This window comes from Mycobacterium kyogaense, from assembly GCF_003254575.1.
Lineage (GTDB): Bacteria > Actinomycetota > Actinomycetes > Mycobacteriales > Mycobacteriaceae > Mycobacterium > Mycobacterium kyogaense.
Map to the genome: position 1 here is coordinate 33,156 of NZ_QJUA01000043.1, position 14,884 is coordinate 48,039.

The 14,884-nt window shown below is 68.3% G+C and carries 13 protein-coding genes; 5 read left to right on the top strand and 8 right to left on the bottom strand.

Features of this window, described 5'->3' with window-relative positions; all coding sequences use genetic code 11:
- Positions 1-188 precede the first annotated feature (188 nt).
- The 5 genes from aftB to glf are packed head-to-tail and all read right to left on the bottom strand — an operon-like array spanning position 189 to position 6,761.
- The gene (gene aftB, locus DMB80_RS23100) at positions 189-2,174 is read right to left on the bottom strand and encodes a terminal beta-(1->2)-arabinofuranosyltransferase (RefSeq protein ID WP_276131564.1); all 1,986 of its coding nucleotides are present in this window, start codon (positions 2,172-2,174) and stop codon (positions 189-191) included.
- Positions 2,152-3,078, bottom strand: a complete 927-nt coding sequence (locus tag DMB80_RS23105) for a decaprenyl-phosphate phosphoribosyltransferase (protein ID WP_046365098.1) — start codon at positions 3,076-3,078, stop codon at positions 2,152-2,154. Before DMB80_RS23105 ends, aftB begins: the two co-directional genes overlap by 23 nt.
- Positions 3,075-3,602 carry a phosphatase PAP2 family protein gene (locus tag DMB80_RS23110; protein WP_111511999.1) on the bottom strand — a complete coding sequence of 176 codons (528 nt, stop codon included), beginning with the start codon at positions 3,600-3,602 and terminating at the stop codon, positions 3,075-3,077. Before DMB80_RS23110 ends, DMB80_RS23105 begins: the two co-directional genes overlap by 4 nt.
- Complete coding sequence (locus DMB80_RS23115; protein WP_111512000.1) at positions 3,595-5,547, bottom strand: glycosyltransferase; 1,953 nt, start codon at positions 5,545-5,547, stop codon at positions 3,595-3,597. The genes DMB80_RS23110 and DMB80_RS23115 overlap by 8 nt, the downstream gene beginning before the upstream one ends.
- Positions 5,544-6,761, bottom strand: a complete 1,218-nt coding sequence (glf, locus tag DMB80_RS23120; RefSeq protein ID WP_111512001.1) for a UDP-galactopyranose mutase — start codon at positions 6,759-6,761, stop codon at positions 5,544-5,546. Before glf ends, DMB80_RS23115 begins: the two co-directional genes overlap by 4 nt.
- A 177-nt stretch (positions 6,762-6,938) precedes the next feature.
- Between glf and DMB80_RS23125 the strand changes: the two genes are divergently transcribed.
- Positions 6,939-7,904 (top strand): hypothetical protein, encoded by a 966-nt coding sequence (locus DMB80_RS23125; protein ID WP_111512002.1) that lies wholly within the window; start codon positions 6,939-6,941, stop codon positions 7,902-7,904.
- Between the two features lie 131 nt (positions 7,905-8,035).
- Positions 8,036-9,652 (top strand): N-acetylmuramoyl-L-alanine amidase, encoded by a 1,617-nt coding sequence (locus DMB80_RS23130; RefSeq protein WP_240431352.1) that lies wholly within the window; start codon positions 8,036-8,038, stop codon positions 9,650-9,652.
- A 123-nt stretch (positions 9,653-9,775) separates the two neighbouring features.
- Here the strand turns inward: DMB80_RS23130 and DMB80_RS23135 are convergent, their stop codons facing one another.
- Genes DMB80_RS23135 through DMB80_RS23145 form a run of 3 tightly spaced genes read right to left on the bottom strand, consistent with a single transcriptional unit; the run spans position 9,776 to position 12,105 of the window.
- Positions 9,776-10,588 carry a Cof-type HAD-IIB family hydrolase gene (locus DMB80_RS23135; RefSeq protein ID WP_046366801.1) on the bottom strand — a complete coding sequence of 271 codons (813 nt, stop codon included), beginning with the start codon at positions 10,586-10,588 and terminating at the stop codon, positions 9,776-9,778.
- Positions 10,585-11,331, bottom strand: coding sequence for a lysophospholipid acyltransferase family protein (locus DMB80_RS23140; RefSeq protein WP_111512003.1), 747 nt, complete (start codon positions 11,329-11,331; stop codon positions 10,585-10,587). Before DMB80_RS23140 ends, DMB80_RS23135 begins: the two co-directional genes overlap by 4 nt.
- Positions 11,332-11,334: 3 nt before the next feature.
- Complete coding sequence (locus DMB80_RS23145) at positions 11,335-12,105, bottom strand: lysophospholipid acyltransferase family protein (RefSeq protein WP_111512004.1); 771 nt, start codon at positions 12,103-12,105, stop codon at positions 11,335-11,337.
- A gap of 37 nt (positions 12,106-12,142) precedes the next feature.
- Here DMB80_RS23145 and DMB80_RS23150 point away from each other — a divergent pair, with 37 nt between their 5' ends.
- From DMB80_RS23150 to DMB80_RS23160, 3 genes are read left to right on the top strand one after another with little or no spacing between them, the layout of a single operon-like run.
- The gene (locus tag DMB80_RS23150) at positions 12,143-12,835 is read left to right on the top strand and encodes an aminoglycoside 3'-phosphotransferase (protein WP_205538866.1); all 693 of its coding nucleotides are present in this window, start codon (positions 12,143-12,145) and stop codon (positions 12,833-12,835) included.
- A 37-nt stretch (positions 12,836-12,872) separates the two neighbouring features.
- Positions 12,873-14,423: a Rieske 2Fe-2S domain-containing protein gene (locus tag DMB80_RS23155; protein WP_111512006.1), complete on the top strand. Its 1,551-nt coding sequence runs from the start codon at positions 12,873-12,875 to the stop codon at positions 14,421-14,423.
- A complete protein-coding gene (locus DMB80_RS23160; protein WP_111512007.1) occupies positions 14,420-14,764 on the top strand; it encodes a hypothetical protein in 345 nt (114 codons plus the stop codon). The genes DMB80_RS23155 and DMB80_RS23160 overlap by 4 nt, the downstream gene beginning before the upstream one ends.
- Positions 14,765-14,884: the final 120 nt, after the last annotated feature.

Below are 14,884 nucleotides of genomic sequence, written 5' to 3' on the forward strand. Positions count from 1 at the left end.
AGCAGCAACCAGCCGCCGGTCCCCGACCCGGCCTCGTGCCCGTGTAGTCAACCACACCTTTGTGGCCGTCTCTTGTCGCCGCGATACGCGCTCGCGACCCGTCGTCCCATGCCCATCAGGCATATCTGCTGCGGGAGTCCCTCATGTTACGAAAGCAGAAACCATGACGCCCGGCCAAATCGTGGGGCTCACGGCCCGGTCGGAGCCAGCCCCGTATAGGGCGGATTGACGGGCTCCGGGATGGGCAGACCGCACCGGGCGAGCTCGTACAACGGCACCCGGTCGATGCGGTAGCGGGTGTACTCCGCGGCGTGAACGACGTTGGACAGGAATCGCCGAATCCCCATCGGCGCGCGGATCGCCTCGAGGACCTTGTCGGTCTCCGGGCACTTCAGTGCGGCCTCGGCCTGCCGAATCCAGTCCTCGTCCAGATACGGCGGAATCCACGGCGGTTCCTTCAGGAAGGGGCCCTCGGCCACCGCCCAGTCGGGGAACAGGTTCTTGTCGTGGCCGATCCGGCCGTCGGTCAGACGCGCGGTGTGCGCGGCCAACGGGTTGGCCAGTCCGATCTGGTCGATGACGCGGACGTCCAGACCGACGTTCATGCCGAGCATGCCGAGGTTGGTGAAGAACACCGTGTGCGGTCCGACATAGCCGCCCACCGCCGCTGCGCGGACCTCCGGAGGCGGCGGCAGCGCGGGCACCACGTCCCAGCGGTCGTAGTTGCCCGACGGCAGCAGCAGCGCCCCGTCGGGAGTGTTCGCGATCGCGGTCAGCACGGCCCGCATCCGCGGGTAGTCCAGATAGTCGGCCGCTGTGAGCGGGTGGGCGTGCCCCGTGGCCTGCGAGTAGAACCGGCGCTCGTCGACGATGCCGCTGTAGGTGACCCGGGTGGCATCCGCCCCCAGGCCCGGCGAATTGGCCGCCCACAGCGCCCATCCCGCCACGGCCAGCCACAGCACCGCCGTGGCCCCGGCGTAGAGGTACCCGGCGCCGCGGGCCATCCGGGTGCGATCGGGCAGCAGCAGCGGGATCACCGCCACCGGGGCCAGCAGACAGAACATCGGGGTCAGCAGCACCCGGCCGTGCATGAAGTCACCGCCCTGCCGGATCCAGTACACCGCCTGCAGCAGGCCCGACACGAGCATGAACGCCACCACCGCGGGCGGGCTCTGCACGGTGCGGGCCAGCCAGCCGGCCTGCCGCGTCGTGCCGCGCTGCACCCATTGGGGCCGACCGCGCAGCAGCAGCACCATCAGACCGAGCCCGATCAGCAGAATCGCCGGCGCCCACAGCAGGTAGGGCCGGTTGAAGTTCGCGAGGTACACGAAACCCTGGTCCCACTTGGCGCCCGAGGCGTCCTTGGCCAACGCGGTTCCGGGCACCAGCAGTCCGTAGTAACCCATCCGGAAGATCTGATAAGCCACCGGAATCAGGCCGCCGGCGACGACGAGGATCAGCCGGGCGGTCCAGCCGGTGGTGGCGATGAGCATCATCACCAGTGCGACGCCGCCGATCAGTGCCAACTCGGGACGCACCAGCACCGAGAACCCCGCGACGAACGCGAGCGCGATCTGGAATCCGCGGGATGCGCCGCCGTGGCGCGGGGCCTGCGACCAGCACACCATCATCCACCACAGCAGGCCGAGATAGGCCAGCACCAAACCGTTTTCGAGCCCGGAGGTGGCGAAGTCACGCGCCGGCGGAACAGCGATATACGCGAGCGCACCCGCGGGCAGGAAGATCGCGCGCCGGCCGCCGAGCCCCGGGGCGTAGAGCCGCGCGGTGCCCAGCATGACCAGGACCACGCCGAGCACACTGAGCACGAGAGCCAGCGTGAGCGCGACGTATTCGAGCCGGGCCGATCCGGAGACGAACCCGCCGAGCGTCACCAGATAGGACCACGCGGTCGAGGTGTTGGCCTCGACCCGCTCACCGGCGTTGAACACCGGACCGTTGCCCGCCAACAGGTTTCGCACCGTCCGCAGCACGATCAGGCCGTCGTCGGCGATCCACCGGCGCTGCCAGGCGCCCCAGCCGAACAGCGCGGCCACCGCGATCACGCTCACCCACAGGCTGATCCGCACCCACGGGTGGTACGGGAAGGCCGGCCAGCGGTTCAGCCGGTCGGCCGCTGCGGAGGTGACGCGCTCAGCTGAAGAAGATTGCGGCACCGATGGTCCCGATCCACGCCAGCAGCAGTAGCTGCAGAACCCGGTCCTTCAGCGCGATCTCCTCGGGTTCTCCGGCCAGTCCACCGTCGACGTCGACGGCGTAGCGAAGGATCGCGATGGTGATGGGGATGATCGTGATCGCGTACCACGAGGCGTTGGCGCCGTCGCGTTCGAAGGCCCACAGGCTGTAGCAGACCACCATCGCCGTCGCCGCCACCGTCCACACGAACCTCAGATAGGACGCGGTGTAGCTCTCCAGCGACTTGCGGATCTTGGCGCCGGTGCGTTCTGCCAGTTGCAGTTCCGCATAGCGCTTCCCGGCCACCATGAACAGCGAGCCGAACGTCATCACCAGCAGGAACCACTGCGACAGCGGGATGCCCGCGGCGGCACCGCCGGCGATGGCGCGGATCAGGTAGGCCGACGAAACGATGCAGATGTCCAGCACCGCTTGGTGTTTCAGACCGAAGCAGTAGGCGAGTTGCATCGCGATGTACACGGCGATGACCACGACCAGGTTGGGCGAGGCGAGGAAGGAGATCCCGAGCGACGCCGCCCCGAGGACCACCGCCAGCGTGTAGGCCAGCCACGGCGGAACCACCCCTGCGGCGATGGGCCGAAACCTCTTGGTCGGGTGCGCACGGTCGGCCTCGACGTCACGCGAGTCGTTGACCAGGTAGATGCACGAGGCCGCCATGGAGAACGCCACGAACGCGATGACGATGTTGATCGCCATCTGGTCGTAGTCGTAGCGGGCGGTGCCACCGAACGCCGCGATCGGAGCGGCCAGCACGAGGAGATTCTTCACCCACTGCCGCGGCCGGATCGCCTTGATGATGCCCGCGGGCAGGCTCTTGGGCGGTCCGGCTGACGATCCCGTCTCGCGGACCTGGGATGTACTCATCGCGATCCTCCTTCGAGCACCTCGGCGGCTCTGGCGACCACGCCGGCGACGGCCGTGCCGACGGCGACCCCGGCGACCACGTCGCTCGGATAGTGCACGCCGAGCACCAAGCGCGACAACGCCATCGGCGGGACCAGCAGGGCGGGCAGCGGCAGTCCGGTGGGACGGGCCAGCAGCACCGCGGCCGCAGCGGTCGACGTGGCGTGCGCCGACGGGAAGCTGAGCCGGCTGGGGGTGCCGACGTTCACCGCGATCGCCGGATGATGGGGGCGGGCACGACGAACGATGCGCTTGATCAGGACTGCGGCGGCGTGCGCGGCGAACGCCCCGACACCCGCTGTGACGTACTGCCGTCGCCGGGCCGGCACCAGCCACGCACCGAGCGCGGCGACGGCGAGCCAGCCGAGGCTGTGCTCACCGAAGTGGGACAGCGCCCGCGCCGCCGGCAGCACGCCCGGCTTTTCGGCCACCGCGGACTGCACGGCCACCAGCACGGCATCCTCGCCGCGCGGGGTCTCAACCACGGCCGGTTTCTGAGCTGGAACTCTCGAGCAGCACGCTCTCCCACTTCTGCGTGCTGGTCAGCATCGGCAGCGCGGAGCGGTACACCTTGCGCATCTTGGCGAACTTCCGAGACAGCAGCGCCTGCCGTTTGAGTGACTCGCGCAGCAGCTCGAACATCTTCTCGCGGTCCCGCTGGCGGTAGACCACACCGCGGCCGTCGGCGGTGGTCACGGTGACCCCGTCGACGTTGCACAGTGAGAACCACCGCGCGTCCTGGGTGGCGACGTTGACCTGCGGACGCTGGTGGTGTTCGGGGTCGTGGGGCTTGAGCTGGTGCACCACGCCGCGGCCCAGCCGCAGCGAGATCGCGACCGGGTTCGTCGGGATCTCCACCTTCTTGCGCCAGCGCTTGTCCGACGGGGTGGGCAGCGTCGTGGCGCTGGGCAGGACGACCGCGTCGGGGTATTCCTGACGCATCGCACGGACGTCGGGCAGCGAGGACTCCAGGATCGAGAAGAGGCGCTCAGGCCCGGCGAGGAAATCATCCATCGCCTTGTTCTGGATGGCGACTGTCGAATATTCAAGGCAGAGAAGATGTTTCAGCGTCGCCTTCAGATGGCTACGCAACAGCCCGCGGATGTTGCCGTCCCAGTGCAGGGCCGCCACGATCAGTCGGTTGCGCAGGTGGAAGTAGGCCTGCCAGTCGATCGCGTCGTCCTTGTCGCTCCACGCCATGTGCCAGATCGCTGCCCCCGGCAGCGTCACCGTGGGGTAGCCGTGCTCACCGGCGCGCAGGCCGTAGTCGGCGTCGTCCCACTTGATGAACAGCGGTAGCGGCTGGCCCAGCTCCTCGGCGACCTGGCGCGGGATCATGCACATCCACCAGCCGTTGTAGTCGACATCGATGCGACGGTGCAGCAGCCGGCTGCGGTACTCGTCCTCGTCGTTGAGCGGGTACTTGGCGAAGTTGTGGTCGTACTCGGTGTTGACCGCACCGGTCCACATGAAGTTCTCGGAATCGACCATCTCGCCCATCACATGCAGGTGGCTGGGCTCCTGCAGGTTGAGCATCTGGCCGCCGACCAGAGTCGGCACCTTGGCGAAGCGATTCATCGCCAGGGCCCGCAGGATCGAATCGGGTTCGATCCGGATGTCGTCGTCCATGAACAGGATCTGTTCGCAGTCGGTGTTCTTCAGCGCCTCGTACATCACGCGGCTGTAGCCGCCCGATCCGCCGAGGTTCGGCTGATTGTGGATCGACAGACGATTGCCCAGGGCGGCGGCGGCCTCGGCGAAACCCGGGTGGTCCTTGGCCTTCTTGGTGCCCTGGTCGGAGACGATCACGGCGCTGATCACCTCGTCGACCAGCGGATCGGATGTCAGTGCCGCCAGAGCGCTGACGCAGTCCGAGGGCCGGTTGAACGTCGGGATGCCGACGGCGACGTTCGCGCGGCCGGGCGCCGGGATGGGCGCGTACCAGCCCGCGTGGTGCAGGGTCGTCGCGGAATCGGTGGTGATGTCGAACCAGATCCAGCCGCCGTCTTCGAACGGGGTGAGGTCGATCTCGAACTCGGCCACCGCGGGCTCGTCGCCACTACTGACGACGGGGGCGCCGCCGACGGTGATCCGGGCACCGGTGGCCTTGCTGCGGTAGACGTCGACGCGGGCGCTGCCGGTGAGCTCGACCCGCAGCACGACGCTCTCCAGGATCGACCAGCGCCGCCAGTAGCTGGCCGGGAACGCGTTGAAGTACGTCGCGAACGACACCTCGGATTCGGTGCCGATCTCCAAAGTGGTGCGGGTGGGCGCGTGTGCGCGCCGGGCGTTGGTCTCCGACTCCTCGATGTAGAGCTTGCGGACGTCGAGCGGCTCGCCGGGTCGCGGCAGGATCACCCGAGCCAGCGGGCTGACCGCCTGAGATTGACCCGGGGCGAGTGCGCCGGACGGAATGTCGCTGGTTGTCATCTGTCTGTCTCCTCGACCAGCGGCGCACCGTCACGTAGATGCGGCGCCAGCGTGTTGTCGTACATGTTGAGCGCGCTGGCGATCGCCATGTGCATGTCCAGGTACTGGTAGGTGCCCAGTCGCCCGCCGAAAAGCACCTTCGCCGAAGCGGTCTCGGCCTTGGCCCGGGTGCGGTAGGACGCCAGCAGCGCACGGTCGGACTCGGTGTTGATCGGGTAGTAGGGCTCGTCGTCGGCCTCGGCGAACCGCGAGTACTCCCGCATGATCACCGTCTTGTCGGTCGGGTAGGCCCGCTCGGGATGGAAGTGCCGGAACTCGTGGATACGGGTGAACGGCACGTCACCGTCGTTGTAGTTCATCACCGGGGTGCCCTGGAAATCTCCGGTCGGCAGCACCTCGAGGTCGAAATCCAGCGTGCGCCAGCCCAGCCGACCTTCGCTGTAGTCGAAGTAGCGGTCCAGCGGGCCGGTGTAGACGACCGGCGCATCGGGGTTGGCGGCCCGCAGCTCATCGCGCACGTCGAACCAGTCGGTGTCCAGACGGACCTCGATCCGCTCGTCGGCGGCCATGTTCTCCAGCCATGCGGTGTACCCGTCGACCGGCAGACCTTCATAGGTGTCGTTGAAGTACCGGTTGTCGAAGGTGTAGCGCACCGGCAGCCGGTTGATTGTCGAGGCGGGCAGCTCCTTCGGATCGGTCTGCCACTGCTTGGCGGTGTAGTCCTTGACGAATGCCTCGTACAGGGGGCGACCGATCAGCGAGATCGCCTTCTCCTCGAGGTTCTGCGCGTCGGCGGTATCGATCTCGCCCGACTGCTCGGCGATCAGCGCGCGCGCTTCGTCGGGGGTGAAGTAGCGGCCGAAGAACTGGCTGACCAGCCCCAGCCCCATCGGGAACTGGTAGGCCTGCCCGTTGTGCAGGGCGAAGACCCGATGCTGATAGCCGGTGAAGTCGGTGAACTGCCGCACGTAGTCCCACACCCGCTGGTTCGAGGTGTGGAAGAGGTGCGCGCCGTAGCGGTGCACCTCGATACCGGTCTGCGGCTCTGCTTCGGAGTACGCGTTGCCGCCCAGGTGGGAACGCCGGTCGAGGACCAGGACCCGCTTGTCGAGCTGGGTGGCCACCCGCTCGGCGATCGTCAGGCCGAAGAACCCGGAGCCGACGACATAGAGGTCGAAGGCACCTTCGGGTGAGCGGGAATCAGAGGAGAACATCGGCAGCAAGGGTATCTGACGGCGGGTGCCCGCCCCGCGGTGGCGCAACGGCGGAGGTCGCGATTAGCTCACGATTCCATATCGTCACTCTGGTCCCACTAGTCACATCAGTACCATCAAACGCGTACGACAAATCCGCGATCTACCGCCTGTAGTCCATGTATTGAGGAGACTTCCGTGCCGAACCGACGTCGCCGCCGGCTCTCGACAGCCCTGAGCACAGTCGCCGCTCTGGCCGTCGCAGGTCCCGTTGCAGTTGTCGCCACCACCCAGCTGACCTCGCCGTCCCCGCAGCCGCAGCACCGCGAGTTCCGTCAGGCCGCCACCATCACCGATCTGCCCGGCGAGCTGATCTCCGCGCTGTCGCAGGGCCTTTCGCAGTTCGGCATCAACCTGCCCCCGCTGCCCACCGGCCTGCTGACCGGCACCGGAGCCAGCTCACCCACCACCCTGTCGCCCGGCCTGGGCACCGGACTGGGTACCGGCCTGGGTTCTGCGGGCCTCGGCACCCCGTCGCTGACCGACCCAGGCCTGGCCAATCCCGCGCTGACCAGCCCGATCGGTGCCACCCCGTCGCTGACCGACCCGGCACTCAGCTCGCCCGGCCTGACCACACCGTCGCTGACCACTCCTGGGCTCACGACGCCGTCGCTGACCGATCCCGCGCTGACCGCACCCGGACTCACGACGCCGTCGCTGACCACGCCGGCCGGGCTCACCACCCCGGGGCTGAGCACTCCGCCGGCGCTGACCGACCCCGTGCTCGGCGCGGCCCCGATCTCGACGTCGGGGCTCACGGGCGCGGGCGAGGTGCCGATCTCTGCGCCCGTCGGACTCGATCCGGCGCTCGGCACGGGCTACCCGATCCTGGGCGACCCGTCGCTGGCCGCCACCCAGCCGGTGGCCTCCAGCAGCGGCGGCCTGCTCGGTGACCTGACCAGCGCGGCCAACTCGCTGGGCGCGGGAGAAGCCATCGACTTGCTCAAAGGCGTGCTGATGCCGGCGATCATGTCCGCGGTCAAGCCCCCCGCCGCAGCGGCGGCCGCCGCACCCGCGGCAGCGGTCGACGCGGCCAGCGCGGCTGCTGCCCCGGCCCAGGCCGGGCTCGGGGCCGCCGAAGCGGCGCTCGACGCCGGCGCCTGATCGACTCCAGCCACCCACGACGACGGCACCGCAGAAGCCACGAGCTCTGCGGTGCCGTCGGCGCGTCTGCGTGTCTGCGTGTCTGCGTGTCGGAACACCAGTAACAGCTGACACATACGTAACATCAGCCCGTGCTGTGTCGTGGTCCGAGGTCGACACTGATCGTCGCGCTGGCGGGGACGGTGTTGCTCACCGCGCTGCTCGTACGCGCGATCATCAGCGCTGACCCTGCACCGACCCCCGCGATCGCCGCGCCGCAGATGGCATCGCGGCCGCTGGCCGAACTCGGCGGAGGCCGCACCGTTCGCGAGATCCACCAGGACACGCCGTTCTCGATGGTCGCGTTGACATCAGGGGATCTGACCGGCACCACCGCCCGGGTGCGGGCGAAGAAATCCGACGGCAGCTGGGGCCCCTGGTTCGACGCCGAGGCCCTCGAGGGTGTCGGCCCGACCAGCCACGACGCACCGCGCGGCACCGAACCCGTGTTCGTCGGCCGCACCACGACGGTGCAGATCGAGGTCACCCGGCCGCCCAACGCTCCCGTGACCGGACCTGCGGCCCCCGCGCAGGGGCCGCGTCCGGCGCTCGGCTACATCCCGGCGACCGTCGAACAGCCCTTTGCCGAGAACATCAACGCCGTCCTCATCAGCCCGCCACAGACGCCCGTCGATCTGCTCCCCCTCCCCAACGCGGCGACACCGCCGGGGCAACCGCCCAGCATCATCAACCGCGCCGCATGGGGTGCCGATGAATCGATGCGCTGCGGAGAACCCCGCTACGACAGCAGGATTCAGGCCGGCGTCGTGCACCACTCCGCGGGGAGCAACGACTACACCCCACAGGACTCGGCGGGGATCGTCCGCTCGATCTACGAGTACCACACGCGCACCCTCGGCTGGTGCGACATCGCCTACAACGCACTGGTCGACAAGTACGGGCAGGTGTTCGAGGGTCGGGCCGGCGGCATGACCCGACCTGTCGAGGGCAGCCACACCGGCGGGTTCAACCACAACACGTGGGGCGTCGCCATGCTCGGCAACTTCACCGACGTCCCGCCGACGCCCATCCAATTACGCACCACGGCACGGCTTCTCGGCTGGGTGCTGGGTCAGGCCGGGGTCGACCCACGTGGCACCGTGGTGCTGCCGTCCGAGGGCGGAGCGTTCACGAAATTCCCGTTCGGCTCGTCCCCGACGCTGCCGACCATCTTCACCCACCGCGACGTCGGCAACACCGAGTGCCCGGGCAACGCCGCCTACGCGGTGATGCCCCAGATCCGGGACATGGCAGCAGCATTCAACGAGCCACCCGGAGCTGACCTACTCATCGAGCAGCTGCGCGGCGGCGCGATCTTCACCACGTGGGACAAGCTGGGCGGGATCAACAGCTACCTCGGCAAGCCGACCTCGCCCGAGGCCTCCGGAGAGGGCGCGACCCGCTACGCCACCTTCGAACACGGTGCGGTCTACTGGTCCCCCACCACGGGCGCCGAGCCGATCACCGGTGAACTGTACAACGCCTGGGGCACACTGGGATTCGAGCGGGGCGCGCTGGGTTTGCCGACCAGTGCCGAGATCGCCGAACCGCTGTGGATCGTGCAGAACTTCCAACACGGCACCCTCAACTTCGACCGGGAGAAGGGCACCGTCACCCGGGTGACCGACGGCATCCCCGTCGAACTGACCCGCCCCGTCGACAACCCCGTCCAACTCGAGCGCTTCACTCCCCCGATCAACCCGGCGTGACTCGCCCCAATTGCCGAACTTCTCAACGCGGCTCGTACCTCGCCGCTTGATCGTCGTCCGGCTCCGACCCAATTGCCGGACTTCTCAACGCGGCTCGTACCTCGCCGCTTGATCGTCGTCCGGCTAGCCCCAAAACCGCTCCAGCACGCGCGCGACCCCGTGCTCGGCGTTGGTGGCCGTCACCTCGTCTGCGGCCGCGACGGCGTCGGGATGTGCGTTGCCCATCGCGACCCCCAACCCCGCCCACGCGAGCATCGGCACGTCGTTGGGCATGTCTCCGAACGTCACGATGTGGGCAGCGTCGATCCCTTGCGGGACACTCAGTTCCGCGATACCCGTCGCCTTGCTGATGCCGGTGGGGACGATCTCGATCAGCCCGTTGTTGGTGGAGTACGTGATGTCGCCGGCGGTGCCGACATGTTCGAACAGAGCCGCCGCCATGTCGGCGCTGCGGGCGCCCGCCTTGCGGATCAGCAGTTTCACCGCGGGCGCGCTGAGCAGATCCTCCAGCGACACTTCGGTGTTGTCCGGGTTCAGCCACGCGTGCTCATACCCGGGCGAGCTGACGAACTGCGGAGTGGCGGCGTCATGGGCGGTCCTGCCCACCCGCTCGACCGCGAGGCCCGCGCCGGGTATCACCCGTGCGGCGACCTCGGCCAGTTGCCCCAGCTCGTCTGCGGACAACGTGCGCGCGCTGACGATGCGATCCGCCGACGGGTCGTAGATCACTGCGCCGTTGGCGCACACCGCCATCGGCGCGAAACCCAACTGGTCGACGATCGGGGTGATCCATCGGGGCGGCCTGCCTGTGGCGAGCACGAACTGCGCCCCGGAGTCGACGACGGCGCGCACCGCCTCTCGGGTGCGCGGGCTGACCGTTTCGTCGTCGTCGAGCAGGGTGCCGTCGACATCGGTCGCGACCAGTTCGGGTGTCACGCGGTTTCTCCCCGTCTGCGGGCTCGCTCGGCGAGCTCCGCCTCTTCGATCCGGGCGGCTTCGACCGGGGTGGGTGCGCTTCCGCCGAGCCGGCGCGGCAGCCACGGCGCCCCGGGCGGCGCCGGATAGCCCTGTTGCGCGTCGTGCAGCAGCTCGGTCATCGCCGCCCTCATCCGGCCGCTGAGTTCGTCGACATCACTGTCCGGGGGGACCGGCGCGCCCACCGCAACGGTGACCGGGATCTTGCTGCGGCCCAACGCTCTCGGCTGATCTTTGGTCCAGATCCGTTGCGCTCCCCAGACGATCAGCGGCACGATGGGCACCTGCGCCTCCCGCGCCATGCGGGCGGCCCCGCTCTTGAACTCCTTTAGTTCGAAGCTGCGGCTGATGGTGGCCTCCGGGTACACCCCGACGATCTCGCCGGCCCGCAGCGCCTCGACGGCATGGACGTAGGCTTCGGCGCCGGCCTTTCGATCCACCGGAATCGTCTTGGTGTGCTTGATCAGATAGGCGACGGTCTTCACCTCGTTCATCTCGGCCTTGATCATGAACCGCATCCGGCGGTGCCGGCGCATGGCGGCCAACGCCGCGGGCAGCCAGTCGACGTAACCGGTGTGATTGATCGCGACGACAGCACCCCCCGAGGTGGGCATGTTCTCCAACCCGCGGAAGGTGATCGTCGTCCCGGTGGCCCGCACCGCCAGCATCGCCGCGATCTCGAGCGAGCGGAAGACCGGTTCCACGGCTTACCCCGGCGCCTCGGTGGACGGGCCGGCGCGACGGGCGGCCTTGGCGGCCGCCTCGTCGGCGTCCATCCTGTTGGCCTCGGCCAGAGTCGGAGCGCCACCGCCCAGGCGGTGCGGCACCCAGAATTCGCCGGGCGGATGCGGGCCGTAGGCGTCCTGCACCTCGGTCAGAAGATGCTGCATCCGCGAATGCAGCAGCGCGGTCAGCTCGGCGGCCGGCAGCGTCGGGTAGATGGGTGCGCCGACCGCGATCGAGATGGGCACCTTGGGCCGCCACATCTTCTTCGGGTGGCCCTTGGTCCAGATGCGCTGAGCGCCCCACACGATGTGCGGCACGATGGGCACGTCGGCGTCGATCGCCATCCGCGCCGCACCGGACTTGAAGTCCTTGATCTCGAAGCTGCGGCTGACCGTGGCCTCGGGATAGACGCCGACGAACTCGCCGTCCTTGAGCTTCTGCACCGCCTCCGCGTACGACGCGGCACCGCTGTCGCGATCGACCGCGATGTGGCGCAGGCTGCGCATGATCGGCCCGGTGACGCTGTGGTCGAACACTTCCTTCTTCGCCATGAACCGCACCTTGCGGCCCAGGTGCTGCCGGTAAGCGGGGAGCCCGGCGAAAGTGAAGTCGAAGTAGCTGGTGTGGTTGATCGCAATCACTGCACCGCCGGTGCGGGGCAGGTTCTCGACGCCGGTGACGGTGAACGTCAGGCCCTGCGCACGCCAGACGAGCCGGGCGAGCTGGATGACAGTGCCGTATACCGGTTCCACAGGCGCCAGCGTAGTGCGTGGCACAGTGGGGCTCGCCGTGAGTACGCCGAGCCAACCGCTGCCCGTGCCGGCCGTCGTGTCCCGGATAGCGGGCGGCCTGCCGGTGGCTGCGGTGTGGGTCAACGAACTGGGCGGGGTCACGTTCGCCGTCGGCGATCCACCGACAGCGTTCGTCAAGACCTATCCCGACGGGGTCGCCCATCTGCTCGACGACGAGGCGGTGCGGTTGGCGTGGGCTCGTCGTCACGCGACCGTGCCCGAGGTGCTGGCCAGCGGTCGCGGCTGGTTGCACACCGCGGCCCTGCCCGGTCGCTCGGCCGTCGACGCGCGGTGGACCGGCCGACCGGAGACCGCCGCGCGGGCCATCGGTGCCGGACTGCGCGCGCTGCACGACTCACTGCCCGTCGCGGACTGTCCGTTCGGCGCACCGTCCTGGATCGGCGAGGGCGCTCCCCCACCTGCGCGGCTCGTGGTCTGCCACGGCGACGCCTGCGCCCCCAACACCCTGATGGCTGACGACGGCTCGTTCGCCGGCCACGTCGACCTCGGCGACCTCGGCGTGGCTGACCTGTGGGCCGACCTCGCCATCGCCACGATGTCGCTGGACTGGAACTATCCAGGTGGCGAGTGGGAGGCGGTGCTGCTCGCCGCCTACGGGGTGGCACCGGACGCCGAACGCATCGCGTTCTACCGGCAGCGGTGGGACGACGAGCCCGCGCGGCCGGGCTAAGCTGACAGACGAGCAAGCAGTCGTCAGAGGGGTATTTGTGCAGGTCACCAGTGTCGGGCACGCCGGCTTCCGCATCGACACCAAGGCCGGGAGCATCCTGTGCGATCCGTGGGTGACGCCGGCGTATTTCGCCTCGTGGTTCCCGTTCCCTGACAACAGCGGTCTGGAATGGGCGGCGCTGGGCGACGTCGACTATCTCTACGTGTCGCACCTGCACAAGGACCACTTCGACCCGGTGATCCTGCGTGATCACGTCCGCAAGGACGCCGTCGTGCTGCTGCCGGACTACCCGGTGCCGGATCTACGCCGTGAGCTCGAGAAGCTCGGCTTCCACCAGTTCTTCGAGACCACCGATTCGGTGAAACACCGCGTCAGCGGTCCCAAAGGCGACCTCGACGTGATGATCATCGCGCTGCGGGCTCCCGCGGACGGCCCCATCGGCGACTCCGGTCTCGTGGTTTCCGACGGCGAGACGGTGGCGTTCAACATGAACGACGCCCGGCCGGTCGATCTCGACGTGCTGGCCGCCGACTTCGGTGAGATCGACGTGCACATGCTGCAGTACTCCGGGGCGATCTGGTACCCGATGGTCTACGACATGCCCGAGCGGGCCAAGTACGCGTTCGGTGTGCAGAAGCGCCAGCGTCAGATGGACCGGTGCCGGCAGTACATCGCACAGGTCGGCGCCACCTGGGTGGTGCCCTCGGCCGGTCCGCCGTGCTTCCTGGATCCGGAGCTGCGCGACCTCAACGACGACCACGGCGATCCGGCGAACATCTTCCCCGACCAGGTGGTGTTCCTGGACCAGATGGCCTCGCACGGGCACACCGGCGGGCTGTTGATGATCCCCGGATCGACTGCGGAATTCACCGGCTCACAACTGGATTCGCTGCGTCACCCCGCACCCGACGACGAGGTCCGAGCGATCTTCACCACCGGCAAGGCCGACTACATCGACGCGTACGCGGAGCGGATGGCCCCGGTGCTCGCCGCCGAGAAGGCGTCCTGGGCGCCGGCCGACGGAGAGCCACTGCTCGCGCCGCTACGGGAACTGTTCGAACCCATCATGTCGGCCTCCGACCAGATCTGCGACGGCATCGGTTATCCCGTGGAGCTGCGGTTGGGGCCTGAAACGGTGGTGCTGGACTTCCCCAAACGCTCTGTGCGCGAGCCGATCTCGGATGAGAAGTTCAGGTACGGATTCGAGATACCGGCCGAATTGGTACGCACGGTCGTGCGCGACCGGGAACCGGACTGGGTGAACACCATCTTCTTGTCCACGCGGTTCCGGGCCTGGCGGGTCGGCGGATACAACGAATACCTGTACACGTTCTTCAAGTGCCTGACCGACGAGCGCATCGCCTACGCCGACGGCTGGTTCGCCGAGGCGCACGACGACACCGCCTCGATCACGCTGGAGGGCTACGAAATCCAGCGCCGCTGCCCCCATCTGAAGGCTGATCTGTCGAAATTCGGTGTGGTGGAGGGCAATACGCTCACCTGCAATCTGCACGGCTGGCAGTGGAATCTGGACAGCGGACGGTGCCTGACCACCAAGGGCCACGAGCTGAGGTCGCAGAAACTGTGAGCGCCGGTGCTGTCTCGAGCCCGTTCTACGACGACGGGCTGATCCAGCTCGACCGCGAAGCACTGACCCTGCGCCGCTATCACTTCCCGTCAGGCACCTCGAAGATCATCCCGTTGCGCGACATCCGCGGCTACCACGTCAGCCCGCTGGGGCTGTTCATGTCGCGGTTCCGCCTGTGGGGCACTGATTTACGGTGCTGGCTCCCGCTGGATGTGAACCGGCCGCGCAAGTCCACGCTCGTCACCCTCGACGTCCGCGGCGCCTTCCCGCGGCCCGCGTGCACACCCGAGCATCCGAACGCATTCGTCGACCTGCTCGACAAGCTCCTGGCGGGCCGCTGATATAGATCGAGTTAGTCCTTCTCAAATGCCTCCGGAGGTGTCAGGAAGGGATCTGTAACCGATTCCTTTGGGTCCGTGTGTTGACGCGCGCGGACCTCCTGACACGCCCCGGAGGTGTCG